The 26,045-nt window shown below is 63.8% G+C and carries 23 protein-coding genes; 7 read left to right on the plus strand and 16 right to left on the minus strand.

Going from position 1 to position 26,045, the window contains the following annotated elements; all coding sequences use genetic code 11:
• Positions 1–46 precede the first annotated feature (46 nt).
• The 14 genes from ACQ4WY_RS15890 to ACQ4WY_RS15955 form a co-directional block, all read right to left on the minus strand.
• Complete coding sequence (locus ACQ4WY_RS15890; RefSeq protein ID WP_436504869.1) at positions 47–889, minus strand: PPK2 family polyphosphate kinase; 843 nt, start codon at positions 887–889, stop codon at positions 47–49.
• Entirely contained in the window at positions 886–1,308 is a 423-nt protein-coding gene (locus tag ACQ4WY_RS15895; RefSeq protein ID WP_436504870.1) for a CoA-binding protein, read from the minus strand. Before ACQ4WY_RS15895 ends, ACQ4WY_RS15890 begins: the two co-directional genes overlap by 4 nt.
• Before the next feature lie 64 nt (positions 1,309–1,372).
• Positions 1,373–2,026: a bifunctional 2-keto-4-hydroxyglutarate aldolase/2-keto-3-deoxy-6-phosphogluconate aldolase gene (locus ACQ4WY_RS15900; protein WP_436504871.1), complete on the minus strand. Its 654-nt coding sequence runs from the start codon at positions 2,024–2,026 to the stop codon at positions 1,373–1,375.
• Between the two features lie 13 nt (positions 2,027–2,039).
• The gene (locus tag ACQ4WY_RS15905; protein WP_436504872.1) at positions 2,040–2,933 is read right to left on the minus strand and encodes an SMP-30/gluconolactonase/LRE family protein; all 894 of its coding nucleotides are present in this window, start codon (positions 2,931–2,933) and stop codon (positions 2,040–2,042) included.
• A gap of 14 nt (positions 2,934–2,947) precedes the next feature.
• A complete protein-coding gene (gene araD, locus ACQ4WY_RS15910) occupies positions 2,948–4,678 on the minus strand; it encodes an L-arabinonate dehydratase (RefSeq protein WP_436504873.1) in 1,731 nt (576 codons plus the stop codon).
• On the minus strand, positions 4,675–5,688 hold the full coding sequence (locus ACQ4WY_RS15915; protein WP_436504874.1) for a 2-dehydro-3-deoxygalactonokinase: 1,014 nt from the start codon (positions 5,686–5,688) through the stop codon (positions 4,675–4,677). The genes araD and ACQ4WY_RS15915 overlap by 4 nt, the downstream gene beginning before the upstream one ends.
• Before the next feature lie 84 nt (positions 5,689–5,772).
• A complete protein-coding gene (locus ACQ4WY_RS15920) occupies positions 5,773–6,552 on the minus strand; it encodes an aldose epimerase family protein (protein WP_436504875.1) in 780 nt (259 codons plus the stop codon).
• Positions 6,549–7,748, minus strand: coding sequence for a XylR family transcriptional regulator (locus ACQ4WY_RS15925; RefSeq protein WP_436504876.1), 1,200 nt, complete (start codon positions 7,746–7,748; stop codon positions 6,549–6,551). Before ACQ4WY_RS15925 ends, ACQ4WY_RS15920 begins: the two co-directional genes overlap by 4 nt.
• A gap of 32 nt (positions 7,749–7,780) precedes the next feature.
• A complete protein-coding gene (locus ACQ4WY_RS15930) occupies positions 7,781–8,923 on the minus strand; it encodes a sugar ABC transporter permease (protein WP_034783811.1) in 1,143 nt (380 codons plus the stop codon).
• Positions 8,920–10,497 (minus strand): D-xylose ABC transporter ATP-binding protein, encoded by a 1,578-nt coding sequence (gene xylG, locus ACQ4WY_RS15935; protein ID WP_436504877.1) that lies wholly within the window; start codon positions 10,495–10,497, stop codon positions 8,920–8,922. Before xylG ends, ACQ4WY_RS15930 begins: the two co-directional genes overlap by 4 nt.
• 76 nt (positions 10,498–10,573) lie before the next feature.
• The gene (xylF, locus tag ACQ4WY_RS15940; RefSeq protein ID WP_436504998.1) at positions 10,574–11,548 is read right to left on the minus strand and encodes a D-xylose ABC transporter substrate-binding protein; all 975 of its coding nucleotides are present in this window, start codon (positions 11,546–11,548) and stop codon (positions 10,574–10,576) included.
• A 95-nt stretch (positions 11,549–11,643) separates the two neighbouring features.
• Complete coding sequence (locus tag ACQ4WY_RS15945; RefSeq protein ID WP_436504878.1) at positions 11,644–13,431, minus strand: IlvD/Edd family dehydratase; 1,788 nt, start codon at positions 13,429–13,431, stop codon at positions 11,644–11,646.
• Positions 13,428–14,195, minus strand: a complete 768-nt coding sequence (xylB, locus tag ACQ4WY_RS15950; protein ID WP_436504879.1) for a D-xylose 1-dehydrogenase — start codon at positions 14,193–14,195, stop codon at positions 13,428–13,430. The genes ACQ4WY_RS15945 and xylB overlap by 4 nt, the downstream gene beginning before the upstream one ends.
• Positions 14,196–14,222: 27 nt before the next feature.
• Positions 14,223–15,383, minus strand: a complete 1,161-nt coding sequence (locus tag ACQ4WY_RS15955) for a fumarylacetoacetate hydrolase family protein (protein WP_436504880.1) — start codon at positions 15,381–15,383, stop codon at positions 14,223–14,225.
• 430 nt (positions 15,384–15,813) lie between these two features.
• On the opposite strand from ACQ4WY_RS15955, the gene chvE reads away from it, so the two are divergent.
• The 3 genes from chvE to mmsB all read left to right on the plus strand — a co-directional run bounded on the left by chvE (position 15,814) and on the right by mmsB (position 19,693).
• On the plus strand, positions 15,814–16,836 hold the full coding sequence (gene chvE / locus ACQ4WY_RS15960) for a multiple monosaccharide ABC transporter substrate-binding protein (protein WP_436504999.1): 1,023 nt from the start codon (positions 15,814–15,816) through the stop codon (positions 16,834–16,836).
• A gap of 111 nt (positions 16,837–16,947) precedes the next feature.
• A complete protein-coding gene (gene mmsA / locus ACQ4WY_RS15965; RefSeq protein ID WP_353659377.1) occupies positions 16,948–18,489 on the plus strand; it encodes a multiple monosaccharide ABC transporter ATP-binding protein in 1,542 nt (513 codons plus the stop codon).
• Positions 18,479–19,693, plus strand: a complete 1,215-nt coding sequence (gene mmsB, locus ACQ4WY_RS15970) for a multiple monosaccharide ABC transporter permease (RefSeq protein ID WP_436504881.1) — start codon at positions 18,479–18,481, stop codon at positions 19,691–19,693. The genes mmsA and mmsB overlap by 11 nt, the downstream gene beginning before the upstream one ends.
• 50 nt (positions 19,694–19,743) lie before the next feature.
• Here the strand turns inward: mmsB and ACQ4WY_RS15975 are convergent, their stop codons facing one another.
• Together ACQ4WY_RS15975 and ACQ4WY_RS15980 are read right to left on the minus strand one after the other, a co-directional pair.
• On the minus strand, positions 19,744–21,375 hold the full coding sequence (locus ACQ4WY_RS15975; RefSeq protein ID WP_436504882.1) for an NAD(P)-binding protein: 1,632 nt from the start codon (positions 21,373–21,375) through the stop codon (positions 19,744–19,746).
• Positions 21,375–22,886, minus strand: coding sequence for a polyamine aminopropyltransferase (locus tag ACQ4WY_RS15980; protein WP_436504883.1), 1,512 nt, complete (start codon positions 22,884–22,886; stop codon positions 21,375–21,377). The genes ACQ4WY_RS15975 and ACQ4WY_RS15980 overlap by 1 nt, the downstream gene beginning before the upstream one ends.
• Positions 22,887–22,945: 59 nt before the next feature.
• Here ACQ4WY_RS15980 and ACQ4WY_RS15985 point away from each other — a divergent pair, with 59 nt between their 5' ends.
• Genes ACQ4WY_RS15985 through ACQ4WY_RS16000 form a run of 4 tightly spaced genes read left to right on the plus strand, consistent with a single transcriptional unit; the run spans position 22,946 to position 26,044 of the window.
• Positions 22,946–23,332 (plus strand): DUF350 domain-containing protein, encoded by a 387-nt coding sequence (locus ACQ4WY_RS15985; protein ID WP_034783828.1) that lies wholly within the window; start codon positions 22,946–22,948, stop codon positions 23,330–23,332.
• 27 nt (positions 23,333–23,359) lie between these two features.
• Entirely contained in the window at positions 23,360–24,400 is a 1,041-nt protein-coding gene (locus ACQ4WY_RS15990; protein WP_436504884.1) for an SPFH domain-containing protein, read from the plus strand.
• A gap of 10 nt (positions 24,401–24,410) precedes the next feature.
• Positions 24,411–25,874 carry a DUF4178 domain-containing protein gene (locus ACQ4WY_RS15995; protein ID WP_436504885.1) on the plus strand — a complete coding sequence of 488 codons (1,464 nt, stop codon included), beginning with the start codon at positions 24,411–24,413 and terminating at the stop codon, positions 25,872–25,874.
• Positions 25,871–26,044: a hypothetical protein gene (locus ACQ4WY_RS16000; protein ID WP_170840580.1), complete on the plus strand. Its 174-nt coding sequence runs from the start codon at positions 25,871–25,873 to the stop codon at positions 26,042–26,044. Before ACQ4WY_RS15995 ends, ACQ4WY_RS16000 begins: the two co-directional genes overlap by 4 nt.
• The last annotated feature ends 1 nt before the right edge of the window (position 26,045 follow it).

Genomic DNA, 26,045 nt, shown 5'->3' on the forward strand with positions numbered 1-26,045 from the left:
ACAGCACGGCCAATTCCGCAGGCGCAGCGCTGAACTGCCCCAAGCTCTACTCGACCTTGAAAGACGACAGTTTCGGGTCCGGCGCCGGGTATTCCAGCTTCATGCCCTGCAGGGTTTCCAGCAGCAGGGAGGCAACCACCAGGTTGCGCTGGGTCTTGGAGTTCGACGGCACCACGTACCACGGCGCGTGATCGGCATCCGTCTCGCGGATCGCCGTTTCATAGGCGCGCTGGTAGCCATCCCACTTCTTGCGCTGGGCGATATCGTTGGGATCGAACTTCCACTGGCGATCGGGATCGTCGAGCCGCTCCTGCAGCCGTCCGCGCTGCTCGTCCTTCGAGATATGCAGGAAGATTTTCAGGATGACGGTGCCCGTTTCGCTCAGCATGCGCTCGAAATCGCGGATCTGCGCGTAGCGGCGCTGGCATTCGGCCTTGTCGATCATGTCCTGCACGCGCGTGATCAGTACATCTTCATAATGGCTGCGGTTGAAGATGGCGATCTCGCCCTTGACGGGCACGTGCTGGTGTACGCGCCACAGGTAGTCGTGCGCCAGTTCGATATCGGTAGGGCCCTTGAACGCGATGGCGCGGATGCCCATCGGGTTGATATTGCTGAAAATGGCCTTCACGGTACCATCCTTGCCCGACGTATCCATGCCCTGCAAGACCAGCAGCACTTTTTTCTTGTGCTGCGCATACAGCATGCTCTGGCACTCGGCAATCTGCGCCGTCAGCGCCACGGTTTCCTCGCGGTCCAGGGCCTTGCACTGGGCTGCCGTCAACTTCTTGTTCGCCGCCTTGGTGGCAGCGCCCAGCAGGCGCTTGCCGGCGAAATCCTCGTTCAGGTCGAAGCCCTGGCCGGCACGAAATTGCGTGCGCGCCTTCATGCCGCCACCGCCAGCTTGCGGTGCTCAATTTTTGTGCAACGGTCCATCACCACGTCCAGACCCGCCGCCCGCGCCTGCTGCGCCGCCTCTTCATTGATGACCTCGAGCTGCAGCCACAGGCAGCCGGCCTTGACGGCGATGGCTTCCTCGGCGATGGGCAGAATATCTGCCGGCTTGCGGAAGCAGTCGACGATATCGATGCGCGCCGGCGCCACCGCCGCCGCGGCCTGCGTCAGAGTGGCGTAAGCGCGCTGCCCCAGCACGTCGCGTCCGGCGAGGGCCGGATTGACGGGCAACACGCGGTAGCCCTGCTGCAGCAGGTAGTCGGCCACTTCATGGCTGGCGCGTTCGGGCTTGTCGGACATGCCGACGATGGCGATGATGCGGCTGTCTTGCAGGATGCGGGCGATGTTGGACATGGTTTCTGTAGTTGGACGTGCGACATTGCCCGCCTAGCGTAGCAGATTCCCGTCCCGCCGGGAGCTAGCCAGAAGACTTAGCCGCACGCACGGCCGCCATCTTCACCACGAAGGCTTGCGCGCGCGCCGTCACGGCCGCATAGTCGCCCGTGGCGCCCGGACCACTCAGGCTGCTGCCAATGCCCACGGCTACGGCGCCGCTGGCAAACCATTCATGCAGGTTTTCCACCGTCACGCCGCCCGTCGGCATCAACGGCGCTTGCGGCAAGGGGGCGCGCAGGGCCTTGATGTAGGCGGGGCCGAACATCTCGGCGGGGAAGACCTTGACGATGTCTGCGCCGGCCTGCAGGGCCGTGACGATCTCCGTCGGCGTCATCGCCCCCGGCATGGCCAGCACCTGGTAGCGCCGGCACAGCGCGATGGTCTCCACGTTCACGCCGGGCGAGATGATGAACTGGGCGCCGGCCAGGATGGCGGCACGCGCCGTCTCCGTATCGAGCACCGTGCCCGCGCCCAGCAGCACGTCATGACCATGGCGTTCGCGCAAGGTGCGCAGCACGCCCACGGTATCGGGCGTGGTGAACGCCACTTCCAGCGCCGTGATGCCGCCGGCGATGCACGCCTCGGCGATCTGCACGGCCGCCTGCGCCGATCCGGCGCGCACGATGCCGACCATGCCCCGTTCGAGGATGCCCTCGAAAACCGTGTGTTTTTGCATATGCTCTCTCCTGTCAGGCCGGCAGGGCGCCAAAGCGCACTTCCGGCAAACCGCGCACGTCCACCTGGCGCGCATGAAACAATCCCCCGGCCAGCGGTTCGCTCGCCAACTGGGCCGGACTCAGGCTCTCCTGGGCCGTGGTGACGAACAATTCGTCGTAATGCGGGCCGCCCAGGCTCACGCAGCTGGGCTGCGAGACGGGCAGGCTGATCTTGCGCTCGATGCTGCCGTCCGGCGCGAAGCGCAAGACCCTGCCAGCGCCCCACTGCGCGCTCCACAAATAGTCATCCGCATCGATGGTGGCGCCGTCGCCGGCGCCCGGCCCCGGATCGAGCACGGCAAACACGCGCACCCGGCTGGCGTCGCCCCCCAGGTAATCGTCCCAGCGGTAGATCGCCTTCTTCATCGAGTCGCAAAAATACATGGCCGTGCCATCGACGCTGAAGCAGATGCTGTTCGAGATGGCGATCTGCGGCAGCGGCAATCGCTCCAGGGTCAAATCCAGGTTGAGGCGGTAAAAGCTGGCGATCGCATCGCGGCAGGGGCGCTCATCGAGCGTGCCGAAGACAAAACGTCCCTGGCGGTCGCAGCGGCCATCGTTCAGGCGCGTCATGGGCAAATCCCTCTCCACCGTGTGCAAGGGCGTGACGGCCCCGCTACGCGCGTCAAACCAGGCCAGGCGCGAAGCCAGGCCCAGCAGCAGCACATCGTCGCTGTCCGTCAGCGCGAAGCAGGCCAGGCGTTCGGGCATGTCCCACGTCTGGCGTTCGCCCGTGGCCAGCACCAGCGCATGCAGCTGGCAACCTTCGATATTCGTCCAGAAAACGCGGCCGCTGCGTTCGCACCAGCGCACGCCCTCGCCCAGGAAGTTCTGCGCATCGACCAGTAATTGGGCCCGTGTCCCCATGTCTGTTCCTTCTTTCAATGTGATTCGCGCGGAACCGCCGAGCCGCGGCAACCGACGAGGAAATCCAGATCCGCGCCTTCGTCGGCCTGCGTCACATGCTTGATGTACATTGACTGATAGCCACCCTTCATGGCCGGCTCGGGGGCGCGCCACTCCGCCTGCCGGCGCGCCAGCTCGGCCTCGTCGACGTCCAGGTGCAAGCGCCGTCCCGCCACGTCCAGTTCAATCATGTCGCCATCGCGCACCAGCGCCAGCGGCCCGCCCACGGCCGCTTCCGGCGCCACGTGCAGCACCACCGTGCCGTAGGCCGTGCCGCTCATGCGCGCATCGGAAATACGCACCATGTCGCGCACGCCCTGCTCCAGCAGTTTTTTCGGCAATCCCATATTGCCCACTTCGGCCATGCCCGGATAGCCCTGCGGGCCGCAATTTTGCAGCACCATCACACAGCTGGCGTCGATATCGAGGGCGGGATCGTCTATGCGCTTCTTGTAATGCTCGATGCTGTTGAAGACGACGGCGCGGCCACGGTGCTGCATCAGTTCCGGCGAGGCGGCGGAAGGCTTGATGACGGCGCCGCGCGGGGCCAGGTTGCCATGCAGGACGGCGATGCCGCCCTCTTCCTTGAATGGCTGCGCCAGCGGCGTGATCACCTCGGGATTGAAATTTTCCGCTTCGGCCACGTTGACGGCCATGCTGGCGCCCGTGACGGTGAGCACGTCACCATGCAATTTACCCAGCAGGTCGCGGATGATCACGGGCAGGCCGCCCGCATAGTAAAAATCTTCCATCAGGTACTGGCCCGACGGCATCAGGTTCAGCAGGCAGGGAATGTCGCGGCCCAGGCGATCCCAGTCGCCGAGGCGCATGTCCACGCCGATGCGCCCGGCAATGGCCAGCAGGTGGATCACGGCATTGGTCGAGCCGCCGATGGCGCCGTTGACCATGATGGCGTTTTCAAACGCTTCGCGCGTGAGGATCTGCGACAGTTTCAGGTCTTCATGCACCATGTCGACGATGCGCCGGCCCGTCAACTGCGCCTGCAGCTTGCGGCGCGCATCGACGGCGGGAATGGCCGCGTTGCCGGGCAGGGTCACGCCCAGCGCCTCGACCATGCTGGCCATGGTGGACGCCGTGCCCATGGTCATGCAGTGGCCGGCGGAGCGCGACATGCACGATTCGGCCTGCTTGAATTCGGCGGACGTCATGCGCCCGGCGCGCACGTCTTCGGAGAACTTCCACACGTCCGTGCCCGAGCCGATCGGCTTGCCGCGGTAGTTGCCGTTCAACATGGGACCGCCCGACAGCACGATGGTGGGCAAGTCCACGCTGGCCGCGCCCATCAGCAAGGCAGGGGTGGTCTTGTCGCAGCCCGTCAGCAGCACCACGCCGTCGATCGGGTTGGCACGGATCGATTCCTCGACATCCATGCTGGCCAGGTTACGGAACAGCATGGCCGTCGGGCGCAGATTCGTCTCGCCCAGCGACATCACGGGAAATTCGACGGGAAAGCCGCCCGCTTCGAGCACGCCGCGCTTGACCATCTCGGCCAGGTCGCGGAAATGGCCATTGCAGGGCGTCAGTTCGGACCAGGTATTGCAGATGCCGATGACGGGACGGCCATCGAAGGCGTCACTGGGATAACCCTGGTTCTTCATCCAGCTGCGGTGAATAAAACTGTCCTTGTCATCGCCGCCGAACCACGCTTGCGAACGCAAGGGACGCTTGTTCTTGTTGTCACTCATACTGTCTCCTGCGGGGAAATCAAGCCGCGCGCGGCGGCGATCAGCAGCGCACCGTGACCAGCCAGATAGTCTTGCTGCTGGTCGTCGACGATGATGCGCTTGCCATAAAAAAATCCGTGTTCTTCGATCAGCAGGCCGAGCGCCTGGCGCAGCATGGGCTTGCCCGTAATGACGAGCGGCGTATCGGGCCGCATCTGGATGGCGGTGCTGTTGCGCAGCGCCAGCAAGTCGCCGCTGAGGACGGCGCCCATCAGGAAATTGGCCCGCTCATTGCATTCGACCGCGCTGAACTGGCCCAGAGTGCGCACGCTGAAGCAGGCGCGCGCCAGCCCCGTTTTTTGCGCCGCGGCCGCGCCGGCCAGCAGCATTTTCGGCACCAGGGTCTGCGCAAAACCGCCATCGACCGATTGCTTGATCAGAGTGTGCTGCGTGATCGCCTGCAGCAGCTCGCCCGCGATGGTGGTGCTGCAGCCGAGGATGCGGCGCTGCTCGTCCACGCTGATCAATTTGGTATGCGAGCCGGGCATGATCAGGGTCGCCGCGCCGCGCAATTGCAGGCGCTCGAGCAGCGCGACGACTTCCGTCTCTTCGCCGCGCATCATGTCCATCGCCTCGACGTTATGCAGGCCGACGGCGCCATGCTGGTTGCGCACGCCGGGAATCAGCCACAGGGGCTGCGCCAGCACGTCGGGCAAGTCCACCGCCTGCATGCCTTGCGCCAGCTGGGCCAGGCCGGCGGGCGCCGGCAAATGCGGCACTTCCTGCACTCCCATGGGCGAGGTGATCATGCCCGAGGCCAGCGCCAGGTCCACCTCGGACGACGCGATCCCCGCGCTGGCCAGCACGCTGGCGATGGTGTCGCGCAGCGCCTGTTTCAGCGCGCCGTTATGGCCATCGATGGCGGTATTGCGCACACCCGTTTCCAGCTGCGCCTGGGCGACGACGGCGCCTGCGCGCCACAGCAAGGTACGCGTATTGGTGGTGCCGGCATCGATGGTGAGTATGTTCATGGGCAGGTTCGCAGCGTCGTTAAGGGCAAAAATAAATGAGGGAAAAACTACCCCATGGTAGAACTGCCCCGCATATCTGACCAATCACTTATTTGACATCATTGATACCGGTTCGGATATGTCAAACGCGTCAATATCCTGCACGCCCAAACGGTAGGCGAGCTTGAAGCGCGTCACCTGTCCCGGCTGTACTTCCACGCCCTGCGCCAGCAGGGAAAAACAGCGCGTATCGGAATACAAATGGCAACTTCCCTGGGTACTGGAAAAGCGCAAGACCCGGCCGGAAGCGGGGTCGGCAACCCGCGCCGCTTCGCGCAGCTGGCCGCTGCCCGTCCAGTAAAAGTCATGCCCGAATCCCGGCAAGTTCACCAGCGCGGGCCAGGCCAGGCGCGAAGCGAGCGGCGCCGGCTGGCGGAAGTCAAACGCGCTGCCCGCCACATCGAGCGGCGCGTCACCCGTGCAACCGCCAGGCCAAGGCCAAGGCCAATAATGGTCGGCGGCCAGGCGCAGCACATGGTCGCCCACGCTGGCCCCCCTGCCCTGCAGATTGAAGCGGGGCGCGGCAAGCGCGAAACGGGAAACCGTATCGGCCGTGGCGACGCAATCGAGGTGCAAACTGCCATCGTCATCGAGCCGGTAGGTCAGGCGCACCGACAGGCCGTCTTGCGCCAGGTGCAGCAGCAAGTGGCCGTCGTCCGGCGGTGCGCACTGCCATCCCGTGGGCGCACGCCCCGCAGGGAGCGTCGCGCCCAGCACATCAGCCAGGCGGCCATAGCGGTCGGGCGCCCACCAGGCCCGCACACTGGCATCGTGCGCGTCGATGGCCACGCGCATGCCGCGCGCATTGCGCAGCAGATGCATCATGGCGCCTGCCCGGGGGCTGGCGGTGGCCGGCTGCGCTGCTGGAATTCGCGCGGCGTGCAACCGAGTTCGCGCTTGAAGACGGCATGCATGTACTGCACCGTGGTAAAGCCGCAACGCACGGCCACCTCTGCCACCTGGCCCGGCCCGCGCGCCAGCAGGGTCTTGGCCGCATCGAGCTTGAAATGCAGGATTTCATCGTGCACGCTGCGCCCCAGCTCGTGTCGGAAGTGCGCTTCGAGCGAGGAACGCGACACGCCCACATAATCGGCCACCTGCTCCGTCTTGATGCCCTGGCAGGCGTATTGGCGGATGAAATGGCGCGCCTGCATCACCTGCGGGTGCTGGAAGGGCTGGTGGCGCGTGGACGCGAGCACGTTCAAGCCGGCCGGCGGCACCAGGATGCGCGTGCCGGACAGGCGCGCGCCGTTCAGCATCTGGTGCAGCAAATGCGCCGCCGTGCGGCCCATTTCCTCCGTGCCCTGGATCACGGAACTGAGCGGAATACGCGTGAGCATGCGCGCCAGCGGATCGTTGTCGATGCCGATCAGCGCGACTTGCTCCGGCACGGCGATGCCCGCGTGCATGCAGGCTTGCAGCAGCTGGCGCGCGCGCGCGTCGCTGACGGCGATGATGCCGACGGGTTTTTCCAGGCTGTTGAGCCAGGCGATCTGCTGCTCCACCGCTTCATCCCACGAGGGCGCACTGGTGGCGACGCCCCGGTACACATCGGCGTGCATGTGGTCGCGCTCCATCAGCGCGCAAAACGCCGTTTCGCGCTCCTGCGCCCAGCGGTTGACATCGGCTTCGGGTAGGCTGAAACAGGCAAAGCGGCTCAATCCCGCTTCCACCAGGTGCTCATAGGCCAGCTTGACGATCTTGAAATTATCGGTCGCCACGTACGGGATGCCGGCCGGGTAATCCTCGGCGCGCGCATACGAGCCGCCCACGGCCACCACCGGCAGGCGGCTGTGCGCCAGCGCCGCGCAGACGGCGGGATCGTCGAAATCGGCGATGATGCCGTCGCCCTGCCAGCGCTCGATGCCGGGCAGGCGGCAGCGAAAATCCTCTTCCAGGAACAGGTCCCACGACACGCGCGTGGTGTTCAGGTAGGCGGCGATGCCCGCGATGATGTCGCGGTCGTAGATTTTATTCCCGTTAAACAGCAGCGCGATCCGGTGCGCGGTCGGCATCTTCATGGTGTCTCCTCGCGTGCCAGATGTTTTCACGGCTATCTGCGCCCTGCTCGCGTGCTGACATCGACCCACACGGCCAAAGTGAGGATACTGCCTTTCACGATCATCTGCCAGTAGGTGTCCACGTCCAGCATGGACATGCCGTTATCCAGGCTGGCCATCACCAGCGCGCCGATCAGAGCGCCGTACACGGTGCCCGAGCCGCCGCGCATCGAGGTGCCGCCGATGAAGCAGGCGGCGATGGCATCGAGTTCGCTGAAGGTGCCGGCCGAAGGCGAACCGGCCGCCAGGCGGCCCGTGTTGATCAGGCCCGCCAGCGCGCACATCAAGCCCATGATGCCGAAGATCCACAGCTTGACGGCTTTCACGTTGATGCCGGACAAACGCGTCGCTTCCATATTGCTGCCGACGGCGTAGATGCGGCGGCCAAACACGGTCTGGCTGGTGATATAGCTGAACAGTCCCAGCAAGGCCAGCAGCAACAGCACGGGCAGCGGGATGCCTTCATAGCCGTTCAGGGTTTGCACGAAGGCATACAGCACGGCGCCGATGACGGCCAGGCGCAAGCCGTCGGCCCAGGGCGCCGTCTGCGGCAAGCCATGCTGCGCGCGGCTGGCGCGCGCGCGCCACGTCAAAAAGGCCGCCAGCAGGAACAGGCCGATGCCCAGCACAATGCCGGGCACTGCGGGCAGGTAACCCTGCCCCAGGTAGACCATCGGCTCGGAGACGGGCGCGATCGTGATGCCGCCCGTGATGCCCAGCAGGATGCCGCGATACGCCAGCATGCCGCCCAGGCCAACGATAAAGGACGGGATGCCCCGGTACGCCGTCAGGTAACCGTTGAGCAGGCCTATCACCAGGCCGCAGCCGAGTACCGCAGCCAGGTTCAGCGCCAGCGGCCAGTGCTGCGTCACGTCCAGCACGGCGGCGATACCGCCCAACAGTCCCAGCAGGGAGCCGATCGACAGGTCGATCTCGCCGGCGATAATCACCAGCACCATGCCGCAGGCGAGGATACCGGTGACGGACATCTGGCGCAGCAGGTTTGACAGGTTGCGCGGCGTGAGGAAACTGCCCTCCGTCTTCCACGAAAAAAAGGCCCAGATCAGCGCCACGGCGATCAGCAGGGCCAGCATCTTGTATTGGGTGAACAGCTGTTTGATACTGTGCGGTTTCATGCTGCGGGTTCCTTGTTTGCGGTATGCTCGCCTGGCGCCGGGCGCTGGTCCAGCGCCGCCGCCAGCACGGTTTCCTGGCTCAGGCCATCGTTGATAAAGTCGCCGCGCAGGCGGCCTTCGCCCATCACCAGCACGCGGTCGGACACGCCCAGCACTTCGGCCAGTTCCGACGAGACCATGATGATGGCCACGCCCCGGTCGGCCAGCGCCAGCATCAATTTATAGATTTCATATTTGGCGCCCACGTCGACGCCGCGCGTGGGCTCGTCGAGGATCAAGACGCGCGGGCGCGTCAGCAGCATCTTGGCCAGCACGGCCTTTTGCTGGTTGCCGCCCGACAGGCTCGTAATGGGCAGCGACGGGCTGGCCGCCTTCAGTTCCAGCTGGGCGATCTCGCCGCGCACGGCCGTCAATTCCGCCTCGCCATCGATGCGCGTGGCGCGCGCGAATTCCTCCAGCACGGCCAGGGTAATATTCTGCCCCACGTCGAGGTCAGGCACGATGCCGTGGTGCTTGCGGTCTTCCGGCACCATGGCCAGGCCCATGGCAATCGCCTTTTGCGGCGAGCTGGTATCGATCTTGCGGCCATCAAGCCACACTTCGGCCTGGCACGGCCCCTGGTAGGCGCCGAACAGGGCCGAGACGAGTTCCGTGCGCCCCGCCCCCACCAGGCCGGCGATGCCGAGGATCTCGCCCTTGCGCAGGGTGAATGACACATCGTCGACGCGCTTGCGCTGCGGGTTGTCGGCATCGATGCAGCTCACGTGGCGCGCCTCGAACAGCACCTCGCCAATCGCCGCCTTTTTCTCCGGCGCACGCTGCGGATACAGCTGGCTCATTTCGCGGCCCACCATCTGCGCGATGATGCGTTCGACGTTCATCTGCGCCATCGGCGTGGTGGCGATATGCTTGCCGTCGCGGATGACGACGATGGTGTCGCAGATGGCCGCTACTTCATCGAGCTTGTGCGAAATGTAGATGCAGGTGACGCCCTTGGCTTTCAGTGCGCGCAGGATATCGAGCAGCACGGCGATTTCCGAGGCCGTCAGCGACGACGACGGCTCGTCGAGGATCAGCAATCGCGCATTCTTATTGAGCGCCTTGGCGATTTCCACCAGCTGCTGGTGGCCGCCGCCGTAATTCATCACGGGCTGCGCCACGTTCAGTTCGGGAATTTTCAGTTCGCGCAGCAACTCGTCGGCGCGCTTGTACATGGCCGCGTAATGCATGCGTCCGCCCGGCAGGGTAAGCTCGCGGCCCATGAAGATATTTTCGGCCACGGACAACTGCGGCACCAGCATCAGCTCCTGGTGGATGATGATGATGCCCGCGTCTTCCGTGTCGCGGATCGATTGCGCGCGCAGGGGCTGGCCATCCCACAGGATTTCGCCATCCCAGGTACCGTGCGGGTACACGCCGGACAACACTTTCATCAGGGTCGACTTGCCGGCGCCATTCTCGCCGCACAAGCCGATGCACTCGCCGGCCCGCACCTGCAGATCGATACCGTCAAGCGCGCGGACACCGCCAAACTGTTTGACGATGCCTTTCATTTCAAGCAGATATTCAGACATCTGAGCTCACATTCATTCACCAGGAAGGAGTAGGTCGGGTTAGCGCGCAGCGCGTAACCCGACATCAAGCGGGTAATTAATTACCCAATTGCGCCTTGGTATAGAAGCCGTCATCGACGAGAATGTTCACATTCGCCTTGGTCAGCGGCGTTGGTTTCAGCAGCACCGTGCTGACCTTTTTCAGGCCGTTGTCATAGCTGGAGTTGTAGGCCGGCTTTTCATTGCGCGCCAGCTGGATGGCCAGCTTGGCCGCTTCGGCTGCGATGGTTTTCAGGGGTTTGTAGACGGTCATCGACTGCGTGCCGGCGATGACGCGTTTCACCGCCGCCAGATCGGCGTCCTGGCCCGAGACCGGCACCTTGCCGGCCAGTTTTTGCGCGGCCAGGGCCTGGATGGCGCCGCCGGCCGTGCCGTCGTTCGAAGCGACGATGGCGTCGATTTTGTTGCCGTTGGCCGTCAGCGCATTTTCCACGATGGACAGCGCTTCGGTGGCGCTCCAGTCCTTCACCCACTGCTGGCCGACGATCTTGATGTCGCCCTTGTCGATGAACGGTTTGAGCACCTTCATCTGGCCTTCGCGCAGCATCTTGGCGTTGTTGTCGGTCGGCGAACCGCCCAGCAGGTAGTAATTGCCCTTCGGCTGCAGCTTGGTCACGCCTTCGGCCTGCATTTCGCCCACTTTCTCGTTGTCGAACGAGATATACGCGTCGATATCGGCGTTCAGGATCAGGCGGTCATACGACAGCACCTTGATGCCGGCCTTTTTCGCCTCCTTGACGGTGTTGTTGAGGACTGTGGCGTTGAACGGCACGATCACCAGCACGTCCACGCCGCGCGAGATCAGGTTCTCGATCTGCGAAATCTGGCGCTGTTCGCTGGCGTCGGCCGATTGCACGAACACCTTGGCGCCCTGCTTCTCGGCAGCAGCGATGAAGAAATCGCGGTCGCGCGTCCAGCGTTCCACGCGCAAATCGTCGATGGAAAAACCGATCTTCGGGTTTTTCGCATCGGCCAGGGCGGCGCTGCTGCTCAATGCCAGCATGGCGGTCATGATGGCTGCACTGATGATCTTGTTCATTACGTGTCTCCTTGTTGGATTTTTTAGCTACATTTTTTAACTGCGGGGTACAACGAACAACAAATAAACTAGTGATTGTGGCGCGGCAGCGTTTGCCCCACGGCGCGATATTTCAGCGCCAGCTCCATGCAGGCGCCCGTTTCCAGCTGGCCCACGCTGGCGCGGTAGAGCTCCTGCCACGGCGTGGCGCTGTCGTTGACGGGCGGCGGCAGTTCTTGCGCGCGGCGCGCCAGCTCAGAGGCGTCGACCAGCATGTCGCAGCGGCCCGCGTTCAAGTCCACGCGGATGATGTCGCCCGTGCGCAGCAGCGCCAGGCCGCCACCGACCGCGCTTTCCGGCGATGCGTTCAGAATCGACGGGCTGTCCGAGGTGCCCGACTGGCGCCCGTCGCCCAGGGTCGGCAGGTTCAAAATGCCGGCCTTGAGGAGCGCATCGGGCGGCTGCATGTTGACCACTTCGGCCGAACCGGGCCAGCCGACGGGACCGGCGCCGCGCATGACCAGCATGCAGCTGTCGTCAATCACCAATGCCGGGTCATTGATGCGCCCGTGATAGTCAGATGAACCGTCAAAGACGATGGCGCGCGCTTCGAATACGCCTTCGCTGCCGGGACGCGATAGGTAGCGCTCGCGGAAAGCGGGCGAGATCACGCTGGTCTTCATGATGGCAAAGTCGAACAGATTGCCCTGCAAGGCCATGAAGCCGGCCTTCTCCTTCAGCGGCGCGGCAAACGGGCGGATCATCTCGCGGTCCGCGCTTTCACGGCCCGCCAGGTTCGCCGCCATGCTCTGGCCCGTCACCGTCAAGCGCTCGGTGTGCAGCAAGCCCGCCTGCTGTAACTCCCACATCACGGCCGGCACGCCGCCGGCGCGGTGGAAGCGCTCGCCCAGATACTTCCCTGCCGGCTGCATGTTCAGGAGCAGCGGCACGTCGTAGCCGTGCGCCATCCAGTCGCTCGAGTGCAGTTCCACGCCCGCATGGCGCGCCATGGCCATCAGGTGCGGCTGGGCGTTGGTGGAACCGCCGATGGCCGCGTTGACGATGATGGCGTCCAGGAACGCTTCGCGCGTGAGGATGCTCGAAGGACGCACGTCCTCGAACGCCATGCCGACGATGCGGCGCCCCGTTTCGTAGGCGATCTGGCCACGTTCGCGATATGGCGCGGGGATGGCTGAGCAGCCCGTCAGGGACATGCCCAGCGCCTCGGCCAGCGCATTCATGGTCGATGCCGTGCCCATGGTGTTGCAGTGGCCGGCCGACGGCGCCGAGGCGGCGGCTATCTGCAGGAATTTGTCGTTGTCGATCAAGCCGGCGGACAGCTGGCGGCGGCCCTTCCAGATGGCAGCGCCGGAACCCACCAGTTCGCCGTCCATCCAGCCGTCGAGCATGGGGCCGCCCGACAGCACGATGGCGGGAATGTCCACCGTAGCGGCGGCCATCAGCTGGGCCGGCGTGGTCTTGTCGCAGCCCGTCGTCAGCACCACGGCATCGATCGGGTAGCCATGCAGGATTTCCACCAGGCCCAGATACGCCAGGTTGCGGTCCAGCGCGGCCGTGGGACGGCGGCAGTTTTCAAAGATCGGGTGCAGCGGGAATTCCATCGGGATGCCGCCGGCGTCGCGGATGCCGTCGCGCACGCGCTGCGCCAGTTCCAGGTGGATGCGGTTGCAGGGACTGATGTCGCTGCCGCTTTGCGCAATGCCGATGATGGGCCGGCCCGAACGCAGCTCCTCGGCCGTGATGCCGTAGTTCATGAAGCGCTCCAGGTACAGCGCCGTCATGTCGATGTGGTCGGGATTGTCGAACCAGTCCTGCGAGCGGAAGCGCCGCGCCTGGCGTTGGGCGGGAATGGTCATGCGCCGTACCAGCCTGCGTCGACGTAGTATTCGCGTCCGGCGCACTTGGCCGCGTTGTCGGACGCGAGGAACAGCGCCAGCGCCGCCACGTCTTCCGGTTCCACGCGCGTCTGCAGGCATTGTCCCTGCAGGATCACGGCTTCCGCTTCCGGCGTATGCCACAGCCGCTCCTGGCGCGGCGTGCGCACTGCGCCGGGAATGATGCAGTTGACGCGGATGCCGTCGACACCCAGGTCGCGCGCCAGGCCACGGGTCAAACCCTCGATGCCGGCTTTGGCCGTCATGTAGATCGACAGCCGGGCTTGCGCCAGGTGCCAGGAAATCGACCCCAGGTTGAGAATCACGCCGCGGCCATTGGCGCGCATGGCCGGCGCCACCGCCTGGGCGCAGAAATACTGGTGGCGCAGGTTGACGGCGATGCGCTCGTCCCAGTAGGCGGGCGTGACGTCCTGCAGCTGGTGGCGGTCGTCATTGGCCGCGTTGTTGACGAGGATATCCGTGGCGCCCGCGCTGTGTTCAATTTCGGCGAAGGTGGCGGCCAGGGCGCCCAGGTCCGTCAGGTCGCAATAGCGGAAAACGGGCGGCTGCGGCAAGTGGGCCAGCTGTTCCTGCAGCGCCAGCGACGCCTCGCGGGAGATGTCGAGAAAGGTGACGTGGGCGCCCTGGCGCGCGAACGCCTCGACGATGGCCACGCCGATGCCGGTGCCGCCGCCCGTGATGACGACGCGCTTGCCGGCCAGGCTGGGATAGATTGCGTGCTGCATGGTGTCTCTCTTTTTAAGAAAATCGGATCAAAGCAAACCGCGACGGGCCAGGTTCTGGTACAGGGCGCGCACGCCGAACGTCCAGGGAGGGATCGCATCGCAGCGCTGCACTTCGTTGACCAGCGCGCCCAGCGCGGCGGTGGCGATGGTGACCCGGTCGCCCAGGTGGTGCGTGAAGCCGCCGCCCTGCGCGCCGCGGTCTTTCACGGGCGAGAACATGGTGCCCAGGAACAGCATGAAGCCATCCGGATACTGGTGGTACTGGCCTGCCGTCTGGCGCACCAGGTCGAGCGGGTCGCGGCTGATCTCGCGCATGAAGCTGGCGCCTTCGAGCACAAAGCCGTCGTCCGCGCCCTCGATCAGCAGCGACACTTCCGCTTGGCGCACGGTATCGAGCGTAAAGCCCTCGTCGAACAGGCGGATGAAGGGGCCGATGGCGCAAGAGCCGTTGTTATCCTTGGCCTTGCCCAGCAAGAGGGCGCTGCGCCCTTCGATGTCGCGCAGGTTGACGTCGTTGCCCAGGGAAGCCCCCAGCACCTCGCCGCGGCTGTTGATGGCCAGGACGATCTCCGGCTCCGGGTTGTTCCAGGCGGACGATGGCAGCAAGCCCACTTGCGCGCCGCAGCCCACCGACGACATCGGCTGCGCCTTGGTGAACACTTCCGCATCGGGGCCGATACCCACTTCCATGTATTGCGACCAGGCGCCGCGCTGCTGCAGTTGCTGTTTCAGCCGCTGCGCCGCCTCCGAGCCGGGTTTTAATGCCGACAGGTCGCCGCCCAGGGTCATTTGCAGGGCGGTGCGCAAGCTCGCCGCGCGTGCCGCGTCGCCGCCCGCCTGTTCCTCGATCACCCGTTCGAGCAGGCTGACGGCGAAGGTCACGCCGCAGGCCTTGACGGCCTGCAGGTCGCACGGCGCCAGCAGCAGCGGCTCGCCTGGCGGCGCGGCCAGCGCCTGCTCCAGCAGCACCTGCACGGGGCCGAGCGCGATACCGGGCGCATGGCGGGCGATATCGAGCGCATCGCTGCGTTCGAACAGCTCGGCCACCGTCGCCACGGTCTGCGTGAGGTCGACCACTTCACCGCCACGCACGGCGACGACGCAAGGGCCATCACGCCAGATGCGGCCGATGAGGAGGGCCTGCGCCAGGTCGGCGGGCAACAGGGAGGCGGGAGAAATCGGCTGCATGGCAAGCTTTCAAAGGGTCGTGATGGGGAGGCAAATGGTCGAGTTCGGAGCGATTCTGCGCGCCGCCCTGTGTCGCCGCAATTACGAAAATCACCAAATTGAATGATGATTATTGGTATTGCAGCGCACCAAAAAAAGCCGTCAATTGGCCCCCGTTCCCGCCCTGTCCGCAGGTGGAAAGGGACAGCATGGCGCATTGCATCAATTGGCCCATTGATACCGTTTTGGATATCGCCGATGCGAAAAAAGTGATTGGTGAGGGATGGATGGACAAACTAGTATCAGCCGTGGCCTGCAATCGGCCATCCGCACGGAGCCCGCCCACTGGGACGACGGCCCTGGCACATTCAACTATCGAAGACGGTGGAGACCTGAAATGAAAACAACAATGAAAATGCTGACCGCGAGCCTGGCGCTGGCCATCTCCGGCATGGCAGTAATGCCCTTGGCAAGCGCCGCCGACAAGGGTGCGATCGGCATCTCGATGCCGACCAAGTCGTCCATGCGCTGGATCGCCGACGGCGACAACATGGTCAAGGTATTCAAGGAGCGCGGCTACAAGACGGACTTGCAGTTTGCCGACGACGATATCCCGAACCAGCTGGCGCAGGTGGAAAACATGATCACCAAGGGCGCCAAAGTGCTGGTGATCGCCGCCATCGACGGCACCACCTTGTCGAACGTGCTGCAAAAGGCGGCCGACAAGGGCATCAAGGTCATTTCGTATGACCGTTTGATCCGCGGCACGAAAAACATCGATTACTACGCAACGTTCGACAACTTCCAGGTCGGCGTGCTGCAAGCGGGCTATATCGAATCGGCGCTGAAACTGAAGGAAGGCAAGGGTCCGTTCAATATCGAACTGTTCGGCGGCTCGGCCGACGACAACAACGCGCACTTTTTCTACAACGGCGCGCTGTCGGTCCTGAAACCGTACATCGACAGCGGCAAGCTGGTAGTCCGCTCGAAGCAGATGGGCATGGAAAAGGTCGCCACCTTGCGCTGGGACGGCGCCGTGGCGCAGGCGCGCATGGACAACCTGCTCAGCGCCTACTACGGCAATGCGCGTGTCGACGCGGTGCTGTCGCCGTATGACGGCTTGAGCATCGGTATCCTGTCTTCGCTCAAGGGCGTCGGCTACGGCACACCGAAACAGCCCTTCCCCGTCGTGACGGGCCAGGATGCGGAAATCCCGTCGGTGAAATCGATCATCCGCGGCGAACAGGCATCGACCGTGTTCAAGGATACGCGCGAACTGGCCAAGGTCACGGCGAACATGGTCGACGCGATGATGAGCGGCAAGACGCCGACCGTCAACGATACCAAGACTTATAACAACGGCGTAAAAGTCGTGCCGTCCTACCTGTTGAAACCAGTCACCGTCGACAAGGCGAACTGGAAGCAGGTGCTCGTCACCGGCAGCGGCTACTACACGGAAGCGCAAGTGAAATAAGCATCCACGGTACTGAAGGCCCGGCGATGCCGGGCCTTTCGCTTCATGCACGATCAAGAACAAGACTGCCGCACGACCCGCCGACCAGCGCGGCCGTGCCAGAGAGGTTATATGACGAACACTATCCTGGAAATGCGCGGGATACGCAAAACATTCCCGGGCGTCGTTGCGCTCGACAATGTCAACCTGCGGGTGCGCAGCGGCGAGATCCACGCCATCGTCGGCGAAAACGGCGCCGGCAAATCGACCCTGATGAAAGTGCTGAGCGGCGTCTACGGCCATGGCAGCTATACGGGCGACATCGATTACCTGGGCCAGACGCGGCACTTCCGCGGCATCAAGGACAGCGAAGAAATCGGCATCATCATCATCCACCAGGAACTGGCGCTGGTGCCCCAGTTGTCGATCGCCGAGAATATCTTCCTCGGCAACGAACCGTCCAGCATGGGCGTCATCGACTGGGAATACGCGCAAACGAAGACGCGCGAACTGCTGCACAAAGTCGGCCTGAAAGAGTCCCCCGACACCCTGATCACGAACCTGGGCGTGGGCAAGCAGCAGCTGATTGAAATCGCCAAGGCGCTGTGCAAGGACGTCAAGCTGCTGATCCTCGACGAGCCGACGGCCAGCCTGAATGAAAGCGACAGCGCGGCCCTGCTCGACCTGCTGCTGGGTCTGAAAGCCCAGGGCATCGCCTCGATCCTGATTTCGCACAAGCTCAATGAAATTTCACGGGTCGCCGATGCCATCACGGTGCTGCGCGACGGGAACACAGTCGACAGTTTCGACTGCCGCATCGAAGCCGTCAGCGAAGACCGCATCATCGAAAAAATGGTCGGGCGCGAGATGGCCGACCGCTATCCGCCGCGCACGCCCACCATCGGCGAGACCATTTTCGAAGTGCGCGACTGGCGCGTCTTCCATCCCGAGCATGCCGACCGCCCCGTCATCAAGGGCATCAACATGCACGCCAAAAAGGGCGAGATCATCGGCATCGCCGGCTTGATGGGCTCAGGGCGCACGGAACTGGCGATGAGCATTTTCGGCCGCGCCTACGGCCAGCGCATCAGCGGCACGGTGCTCAAGAATGGCCAGGAGATCGACGTCAGCACCATCGGCAAGGCGATCGCCCACGGCCTCGCGTATGTCACGGAAGACCGCAAGGGCCTGGGCCTGATCCTCGAGGAAGACATCCAGAAGAACACCAGCCTGGCCAACCTGGACGCGATTTCAAAGCACATGGTGATCGACGAGCAGCGTGAATTCGGCGTGGCCGAGGAGTTCCGCCGCAAGCTCAAGACCCGTTGCTCGAGCGTGGCACAGAAGGTGGTCAACCTGTCCGGCGGCAACCAGCAGAAAGTGGTGCTGGCGAAATGGCTGTTTTCGCGTCCCGACATCCTGATCCTCGATGAACCGAGCCGCGGCATCGACGTGGGCGCCAAGTATGAGATCTACAGCATCATCAGCGAGCTGGCCGCCGAAGGCAAATGCATCATCATGATTTCCTCGGAAATGCCGGAATTGCTGGGCATGTGCGACCGGATCTATGTCATGAACGAAGGCCGTTTCGCGGCAGAACTCAGCGCAGCAGAAGCATCGCAGGAGCGAATCATGCGCGCGATCGTTACACACGGAGAAAACAATGGACAATAAACTGACAGCGGGAACGGCGGCCGGCACGCCAGCGGCCGCGCCGGAAGCGAAAAGCTATGCCGGCTTCTTGAAAAACAATATGCGCGACTACGGCATGCTGCTCTCCCTGATCGTCATCATGGGCTTTTTCCAGTACATGACCGACGGCACCCTGATGCAGCCGCTCAATCTCACCAACCTGGTGCTGCAAAACAGCTATATCGTCATCATGGCGCTGGGCATGCTGATGGTCATCGTGGCCGGCCATATCGATTTGTCCGTCGGCTCGGTGGTCGGCTTCGTCGGCGCGCTGGCGGCCGTCCTGATCGTCAACTACCACATGAATTTTGTCGCCGCCAGCATCATCTGCCTGCTGGCCGGCGCCGTCATCGGCGGCGCGCAAGGGTATTTTGTCGCCTTCTTTAAAATCCCGTCCTTCATCGTCACGCTGGCCGGCATGCTGGTGTTCAAGGGCCTGACCCTGGCGCTGCTGGCAGGCCAGTCGGTCGGCCCCTTCCCGGAAGGCTTCCAGATGCTCAGTTCGGGCTTCCTGCCCGACCCGTTCGGCGGCGAAAACCTGCGCGGCCTGTCACTGCTGCTGGGCGTGATCGCCGCCGCGGCGCTGATCATCACCTCGCTGCGCAGCCGCGCCAAGCAACTGAAGCACGGCATGGAAAACGAACCGCGCGCCTTCTTCCTGCTGAAAAACGCCATCTTCGCCGCCGTGATGGTGTATTTCAGCTACCTGCTGGCGTCGTACCGCGGCTTTCCCAACGTGCTGGCCGTGATGTCGCTGCTCATCGTCGCCTACACCTTCATTACCAACCGCACCGTGCTGGGCCGGCGCGTATATGCCGTCGGCGGCAACGAGAAGGCGGCGCGCCTGTCCGGCATCAAGACGGAACGGGTCAGCTTCTACACCTTCGTCAACATGGGCATGCTGGCCGCGCTGGCCGGCCTGATCTTCGCGGCACGCCTGAACACGGCCACGCCGAAGGCCGGCACGGGATTCGAGCTGGACGTGATCGCCGCCTGCTTCATCGGCGGCGCCTCGGCCTCGGGCGGCGTAGGCAAGGTGATGGGGGCCGTCATCGGCGCCTTCATCATGGGCGTGATGAACAACGGTATGTCCATCATGGGCATCGGCATCGACTACCAGCAGGTGATCAAGGGACTGGTGCTGCTGGCAGCCGTGTTCATCGACGTGATCAACAAGAACAAGTAGACCGGTTCGAGCCTTAGGGGGCTCAGGCCGGCGCTTGCGCCGGCCTTTTTTCATTTCACCGCCAGCCGCGCCGCCCTATCCCCCCACCACGCCGCTTCCTCGAATACGGAAAAGCCCGACAGGTCGGCATGCGCGAACAGGATGGCGCCGTCGTGTTCACGCAACGCTTTCAGCCCCGCGTTACTGCGAAATCCTGGCAAGGGAGCGGCCATGGCGTGGCCGCGCACGGTGATGTCGACGCGCTCGACGCAGCTGGCAAAATCGCGTCCATACGCCGTTTTCAGGTCAACGCTGGCCAGCGCCAGCAATGCTTCGGGGCTGGCCGTGTCCAGCCACTTGCGGGCTTCCTGCGGCGTGCGGTCGGACAGGGCCACGTAGGCGCTGAAGACGGTTTTCTCGGGCGGGCGCACGCGGATATCCTGGTGCGTGGAGACGACGTAGCCGAGGCCCGGTTCCTGGTACACCACGTTATCCCAGCACAGGGGCGCATGCGGCAGTTCATCGGGAAAGCGCTTGAGCAGGAAGTTGGCCACCATCCACGGCGCATACGCGGGCGTATCGCGTTTCGCGTCAAAGCCATAGTCGGCGATATTCTTCACCACGCGCGCCGCTACATACAGCGGCATGGCGCAGATGGCCTTGCGTGCCTTGACCAGGTAAGTGCGCGGCTGGCCGTCGACCAGCTCCAGGCACAGCGCTTCGACGCCCTCGTCCGTCGTCTGCACGGAAACCACCGTGCCCGCCTTGCGCCGCACGCCCGACGCCTGCTCCATGGCCGTGGCCACGGGCTGCATGCCGCCCGGCCACGTCAGCCAGGCGCCGTTGCCGGCATTCGCCGCCTGTCCCCAGCGGCTGCAGTAATAATGCAGGCCGGCCCAGGCCGAAACCTGGTCGTAGCGCGTGCCGTAGTCGTCGCGGCAGCAGTAATTCAAATACCAGTGCAGGGTGGGCGAGGTATAGCCTTCGCGCTCCATCCACTGCTTTAACGTGATGGTGTCCAGCGCCTGCCAGGCCGGGTCTTGCGACGACTCCACGGTAGGGAAAACGAAAACGCGCTTGCCATCATTGCCATGCGCCTGGCGCAAACGCCGCACCTCGGCAAAAAAGCGCTCGTGCTGCGCCAGTTCTTCGGCAGAGACGCCTTCGGTGGGAATGAAGCCTTCCTGCCAGTGGCCGTTGAACAGCAGGCGTTCTTCCGGCGCGTGCAGGATATAGCGCTCGTCGTAATATGGCTTTTCCGCCTGCGGATCGCGCTGGATAATCCCCAGGTCGAACAGGATCTCACGCACATGCGTCGATTCGGGTGAAGGCAGCGGCAGGTAATGACCGCCGGTCGGATAAGCCAGGTCGCCGAAGTGGCCACCCGCTGCGTTGCCGTAGGGCTGGGGACCGTCGACCATTAAAAAATCCGTGTGCCCCAGCTTCTTAAGCCGCCAGGCGGCCGTCAGACCGGCGATGCCGGAGCCGAGGATGGCCACATCCGTGGTGATGGTTGCCGAGGGCGCCGGCAGCGCCGTGCGCTCGCGCAGCAGCTTGCGCAAATAGTGTCCCTCGCTGCGGCCCGGATACAACACCTTCGGCGTGATTTCCTGCCAGCGCAGATACGCGGCGATGCTGCCGATGCCGGCAGCGGCTGCTGCCGTGCCGCCGGCAGCCCACAGCATGAAGGAACGGCGCTGCATCAGCGGATCACCCGGTTCCAGTCCTGCTCGAATTCATGCACGAGCGACTGGGTGTTGAGGCGATTCGGCGCCATCGGCAGCGGCTGCATGTCGGGCGGGAAGATGAACATCTCGCGTGTGGTGTCCGCATTCAGGTAGCGCATGGGCAGGCGGTAGCTGGTGGGCGGTTTGTAGTCGAGCTGGGGCGAGGCCAGAATAAAACCCCATTCGCCGAACGAGGGCACATAGGCGTGGTAGGGCCAGGTGCGCATGCCTACTTCGCGCAGGGTCGAATTGATGGTCCAGTAGGCGTGCGGGGCAAAGAAGGGCGACGTCGATTGCACCACCATCAGGCCCTTGGCGGCCAGGTGTTTTTTTACCAGGTCGTAGAAGGGTACGGAATACAGTTTTCCGAGCGCGAAGCTGGACGGATCGGGGAAGTCGACGATGGCCGCGTCAAACATGTCACCGTTGTTGCGCAGCCAGACGGCGGCATCGGCATTGACGACGGTGACGCGCTTGTCCGAGAACGCGCTGTTATTCAGCTTTGCCAATTCCGGGCGCGTGGTAAACGCGGCCGTCATGGCGGGGTCGAGGTCGACCACGGTGACGTGTTCGATCTGTGGATAACGCAGGATTTCGCGCAGCGCCAGGCCATCGCCGCCGCCCAGCACCAGCACGCGGCGCGCCCACGGCAGCGCTTCCAGCACGGGGTGTACCAGCGCCTCGTGGTAACGGTATTCGTCGCGCGAGGAAAACTGCAGGTTGCCGTTGATGTACAAACGCGTATCGTCCTTCCAGCGCGTGATCACCAGGCGCTGGTAGGGCGTAGTGGTGGAATAGACGATCTGGTCGCCGAACAGGCCGTGTTCGCCCCAGGCCACCATGCGGTCCGACATGGCAAAGCCGGCGATCAGCACCAGCATCACGGCGCAGGCGCGCAGGAAGCGTCCCGTGAGGTTCTTCAGCTCCGCGCGGAACACCCAGATCGTCCACAGGCCCACGCCCACGTTGAGCATGCCGAACAGGAAGCCCGTGCGCACCAGGCCCAGGTACGGCGACAGCACCAGCGGGAACAGCAGGGAAACGGCCAGCGCGCCCAGGTAATCGAAGGTGAGCACGCGGCTGACCAATTCAGAAAATTCCGTCTGGCGCGAATTCAGGGCGCGCATCACCAGCGGCACTTCCATGCCGACCAGTGCGCCGATCAGGAACACCATCACATACAATAAGGTACGAAATGGCGCGGCCATCCACGAAAAGGTCATGAACAGGATGGCAGCCGACAGGCCACCGATCAGGCCCACGGCCAATTCGATGTCGACGAAGCGCGAGAGCACGTCGTCGTCCTGCACATACTTTGAAAAGTGAGCGCCCACACCCATCGCAAACAAGTAGCAGCCAATGATGGTGGAAAACTGCAGGATGGAGTCGCCGAGCAGGTAGCTGGACATGGCGCCGGCGATCAGCTCATACGCGAGGCCGCAGGAGGCGACTACGAAGACGGACAAAATCAGAATCTTTTTGTTCATTGGACTTTTTTTGTTCTAATATGCGTTGACGTTATCAAATACTCATTGCGAGGAATGCCGTGCCCGCCATCCTAAACTATCTGATCCATCTTTTACTGGCCGCCGGGCTGCTAATTGTATTTTTTATCATCTACACGCGCGTCACGCCGTATAACGAAGTGCTGCTGATCCGCCAGGGCAACCAGGCGGCGGCCCTGTCGCTGGGTGGCGCCATGCTGGGCTTTTCCGCCACCATCGCCTCGTCCCTGATGCACACGGCCGACTACCAGCAGTTCTTCGCCTGGGCCTTTGGCGCCATGGTGGTGCAATTGCTCGCCTATGTGGTCACCACGCGCCTGCTGCGCATGTCGAAGGACCAGATCGAATCGAACAACAGCGCCTTCGGCGGCCTGCTGGCCGCCATTTCCCTGTCGATCGGCGCCATCAACGCCGCCTGCATTTCCTGACGTTTTACCTCATTCAAGGACACCATCATGAGCCTCGGCAGCTTTATCAAGAAGCAGTTTATCGACGTACTGCAGTGGAACGAAGAAACGGAAGGCGTGCTGGCCTGGCGTTTTCCCATGCAGGATTTCGAAATCCAGAACGGCGCCATCCTGAATGTGCGCGAATCGCAGGTCGCCGTCTTCGTCAATGAAGGCAAGATCGCCGACGTCTTCGGTCCCGGCACGCACAAGCTGACGACGCAGACCTTACCGTTGCTGACCAACCTGAAAAACTGGGACAAGCTGTTCGACTCGCCCTTCAAGTCCGATGTGTATTACTTCAGCACCCGCGTGCAGACGGGCCGCAAGTGGGGCACGCCGCAGCCGATCACCATCCGCGACAAGGATTTCGACATGATCCGCGTGCGCGCCTTCGGCATGTACTCGTACCGCATCGCCGACGCCCGCACCTTCTTCACCGAGATCAGCGGCACGCGCGAAGTCTATACGCGCGACGAGGTGGAAGATCAATTGCGCGGCATTTTGATGTCGAGCATGGCCAGCTCGCTGGGCGGTGCGAATGTCCCCTTCCTCGACATGGCGGCCAACCAGGCGCTGATGGCGCAAGAGGTCAAGGATGGCCTGGCGCAGGCGTTTTCCCGCTATGGCGTGGGCCTCGATGAATTCAACGTGGCCAGCATCAGCCTGCCCGAGGAATTGCAGGCGGCGCTCGACGAGCGCATCTCGGCCGGCATGAAGGGCGGCCTGGGCGCCGACAAGATGAGCGGCTACACCAAATTCCAGGTAGCCAACGCGATCCCGCTGGCGGCGCAGAACGAAGGCGGCATGGCAGGCATCGGCGCGGGCCTCGGCGCCGGGCTGTCGATCGGCCAGGTGATGGCGCAAAGCATGGGCGGAGCGCTACAGCAGCCCGCCCCGGCACCAGCTCCAGCGGCGCCACCGGCCCCTGCCGAGGAACCGATCGAGGCGCGCCTGGAAAAGCTCAAAGGCTTGCTCGACAAGGGCCTCATTTCGCCAGCCGACTACGACGGCGCCAAGGCTGAACTGCTGAAAAAACTGATCGGCTAAGCGCGACTGCATGCAAACTGTTTCCTGTCCCAGCTGCGGCGCGGAAGTCCACTTCCGCTCGCACGCTTCCGTGCTCGCCGTGTGCGAGTACTGCCACAGCACCATCCTCAAGGACGCCGATTCCGTCAGGGACGTGGGCAAGATGTCGGCCGTCCTGGAAGACTATTCGCCGATCCAGATCGGCACGGCCGGCGTGCACGACGGCTTGCACTTTACCGTCGTCGGCCGCATCCAGCAGCGCTACAGCGCCGGCACGTGGAACGAGTGGTATCTGCTGTTTGACGACGCCAGCACGGCGTGGCTGGGCGATTCGTCCGGCCTGTACACCTTGACGCGCGAGCGCAGCACGCAAGACGCCCTGCCCGTCTTTGGCGAGCTGGCGCCGGGCAAGCGCTATACGATCTGCGGCGAGCCCTACACGGCGGCCGAGATCCGCAACGCCGAATGCATCGCCGGCCAGGGAGAATTGCCCTTCAAGGTGGGCGCCGGCTGGCGCATCCAGGTGGCGGACTTCCGCAACTACGCCAGCTTTGTCACGCTCGACTACACGGATGGCCCGCAACCGGTCGTCTACCAGGGCGTCGCCGTCACCCTGGACGGCTTGCAGTGCCAGTTGCTGCGCGACGACGACGCCATCGCCAAAAGCGCCGGCAAGTACCGCGGCAAGCTCGACGCGCTCGACTGCCCGTCCTGCGGCAGCGGCATCCAGTACGTTCCTGGCGCGGCGGCGCAGCTGGTGTGTCCCGCCTGCCACGCGCAGCTCGACGCCAGCGGCCCGGAAGCGCAGGTACTGGCCATCGGCAAGCAGGTGCACGACAACGCCGACATCACACTGGAGCTGGGTGCGAGCGCGAAGATCAGCAATGTCGATTTCACGGTCATCGGCATGATGCGCCGCGCCGACGATGAAGGCAGCGAGTGGAACGAATACCTGCTGTACAACGCGCGCGCCGGCTTCTTCTGGCTGGTGGAGACGGACGACGGCTGGTCGCGCTCGAACGTGCTGCCGAACTGGCCCAACTGGGCGTCATTGGACGCCGATACCTGCACGCTCGATGGCGCCACGTATCGCAAACTGTATGACTACGGCTCGCAGGTCGTGTACGCGGCGGGTGCCTTCAACTGGAAGGTGGCCGTCGGCGACAGCACGCGTGTGTTTGAATTCGAACAGGGACAGACCAAGCTGGCGGCGGAAATCACCGGTGAAGAAATGACCTGGTCGCGCTCCGTACCCGTCGCCTATGACCAGATGGCGGCCTGGTTCGGCGCCGCCTTCCATGGCGGCGCCAAAGTGCAGAATATCCAGCTGAGCCACCGCGGCATCGCCAAGGTCTTTATCATCATCGTGCTGGTCTTGAATGCGATCCCGATGTTTGTCTCGTTCTCCAGCACCTTGATGTGGAGTTTGCTGGGCTGCCTGGCGCTGTTCCTGCCCGCCGCTTTTCTCGACAAGAATGCAAAGAATCCCCCATGAGTAAATACGTGATCTATGCCCTGATGGTGACGTTTTCCGTCACGGCCGCCAACTGGGTGCGCATGTTCAAAGTGGCCGGCAGCGGCAGTGGCGGCAGCAGCTGGAGTTCGCGCACGGGCAGCGGCGGCGGCAGCTATGGCGGCGGCTCCAGCGGCGGCAGCCACAAGTAAG

It is taken from the genome of Janthinobacterium salmonicoloratum, from assembly GCF_051380845.1.
Taxonomy (GTDB): Bacteria; Pseudomonadota; Gammaproteobacteria; order Burkholderiales; family Burkholderiaceae_D; genus Janthinobacterium; species Janthinobacterium lividum_F.

What these genes read in the sequence shown, in the direction of transcription:
- ACQ4WY_RS15890 (WP_436504869.1), bottom strand. Translation starts at nt 889, where the DNA reads ATGAAGGCGCGCACGCAATTTCGTGCCGGCCAGGGCTTCGACCTGAAC.
- ACQ4WY_RS15895 (WP_436504870.1), bottom strand. Translation starts at nt 1,308, where the DNA reads ATGTCCAACATCGCCCGCATCCTGCAAGACAGCCGCATCATCGCCATC.
- ACQ4WY_RS15900 (WP_436504871.1), bottom strand. Translation starts at nt 2,026, where the DNA reads ATGCAAAAACACACGGTTTTCGAGGGCATCCTCGAACGGGGCATGGTC.
- ACQ4WY_RS15905 (WP_436504872.1), bottom strand. Translation starts at nt 2,933, where the DNA reads ATGGGGACACGGGCCCAATTACTGGTCGATGCGCAGAACTTCCTGGGC.
- araD (WP_436504873.1), bottom strand. Translation starts at nt 4,678, where the DNA reads ATGAGTGACAACAAGAACAAGCGTCCCTTGCGTTCGCAAGCGTGGTTC.
- ACQ4WY_RS15915 (WP_436504874.1), bottom strand. Translation starts at nt 5,688, where the DNA reads ATGAACATACTCACCATCGATGCCGGCACCACCAATACGCGTACCTTG.
- ACQ4WY_RS15920 (WP_436504875.1), bottom strand. Translation starts at nt 6,552, where the DNA reads ATGATGCATCTGCTGCGCAATGCGCGCGGCATGCGCGTGGCCATCGAC.
- ACQ4WY_RS15925 (WP_436504876.1), bottom strand. Translation starts at nt 7,748, where the DNA reads ATGAAGATGCCGACCGCGCACCGGATCGCGCTGCTGTTTAACGGGAAT.
- ACQ4WY_RS15930 (WP_034783811.1), bottom strand. Translation starts at nt 8,923, where the DNA reads ATGAAACCGCACAGTATCAAACAGCTGTTCACCCAATACAAGATGCTG.
- xylG (WP_436504877.1), bottom strand. Translation starts at nt 10,497, where the DNA reads ATGTCTGAATATCTGCTTGAAATGAAAGGCATCGTCAAACAGTTTGGC.
- xylF (WP_436504998.1), bottom strand. Translation starts at nt 11,548, where the DNA reads ATGACCGCCATGCTGGCATTGAGCAGCAGCGCCGCCCTGGCCGATGCG.
- ACQ4WY_RS15945 (WP_436504878.1), bottom strand. Translation starts at nt 13,431, where the DNA reads ATGACCATTCCCGCCCAACGCCAGGCGCGGCGCTTCCGCTCGCAGGAC.
- xylB (WP_436504879.1), bottom strand. Translation starts at nt 14,195, where the DNA reads ATGCAGCACGCAATCTATCCCAGCCTGGCCGGCAAGCGCGTCGTCATC.
- ACQ4WY_RS15955 (WP_436504880.1), bottom strand. Translation starts at nt 15,383, where the DNA reads ATGCAGCCGATTTCTCCCGCCTCCCTGTTGCCCGCCGACCTGGCGCAG.
- chvE (WP_436504999.1), top strand. Translation starts at nt 15,814, where the DNA reads ATGGCAGTAATGCCCTTGGCAAGCGCCGCCGACAAGGGTGCGATCGGC.
- mmsA (WP_353659377.1), top strand. Translation starts at nt 16,948, where the DNA reads ATGACGAACACTATCCTGGAAATGCGCGGGATACGCAAAACATTCCCG.
- mmsB (WP_436504881.1), top strand. Translation starts at nt 18,479, where the DNA reads ATGGACAATAAACTGACAGCGGGAACGGCGGCCGGCACGCCAGCGGCC.
- ACQ4WY_RS15975 (WP_436504882.1), bottom strand. Translation starts at nt 21,375, where the DNA reads ATGCAGCGCCGTTCCTTCATGCTGTGGGCTGCCGGCGGCACGGCAGCA.
- ACQ4WY_RS15980 (WP_436504883.1), bottom strand. Translation starts at nt 22,886, where the DNA reads ATGAACAAAAAGATTCTGATTTTGTCCGTCTTCGTAGTCGCCTCCTGC.
- ACQ4WY_RS15990 (WP_436504884.1), top strand. Translation starts at nt 23,360, where the DNA reads ATGAGCCTCGGCAGCTTTATCAAGAAGCAGTTTATCGACGTACTGCAG.
- ACQ4WY_RS15995 (WP_436504885.1), top strand. Translation starts at nt 24,411, where the DNA reads ATGCAAACTGTTTCCTGTCCCAGCTGCGGCGCGGAAGTCCACTTCCGC.
- ACQ4WY_RS16000 (WP_170840580.1), top strand. Translation starts at nt 25,871, where the DNA reads ATGAGTAAATACGTGATCTATGCCCTGATGGTGACGTTTTCCGTCACG.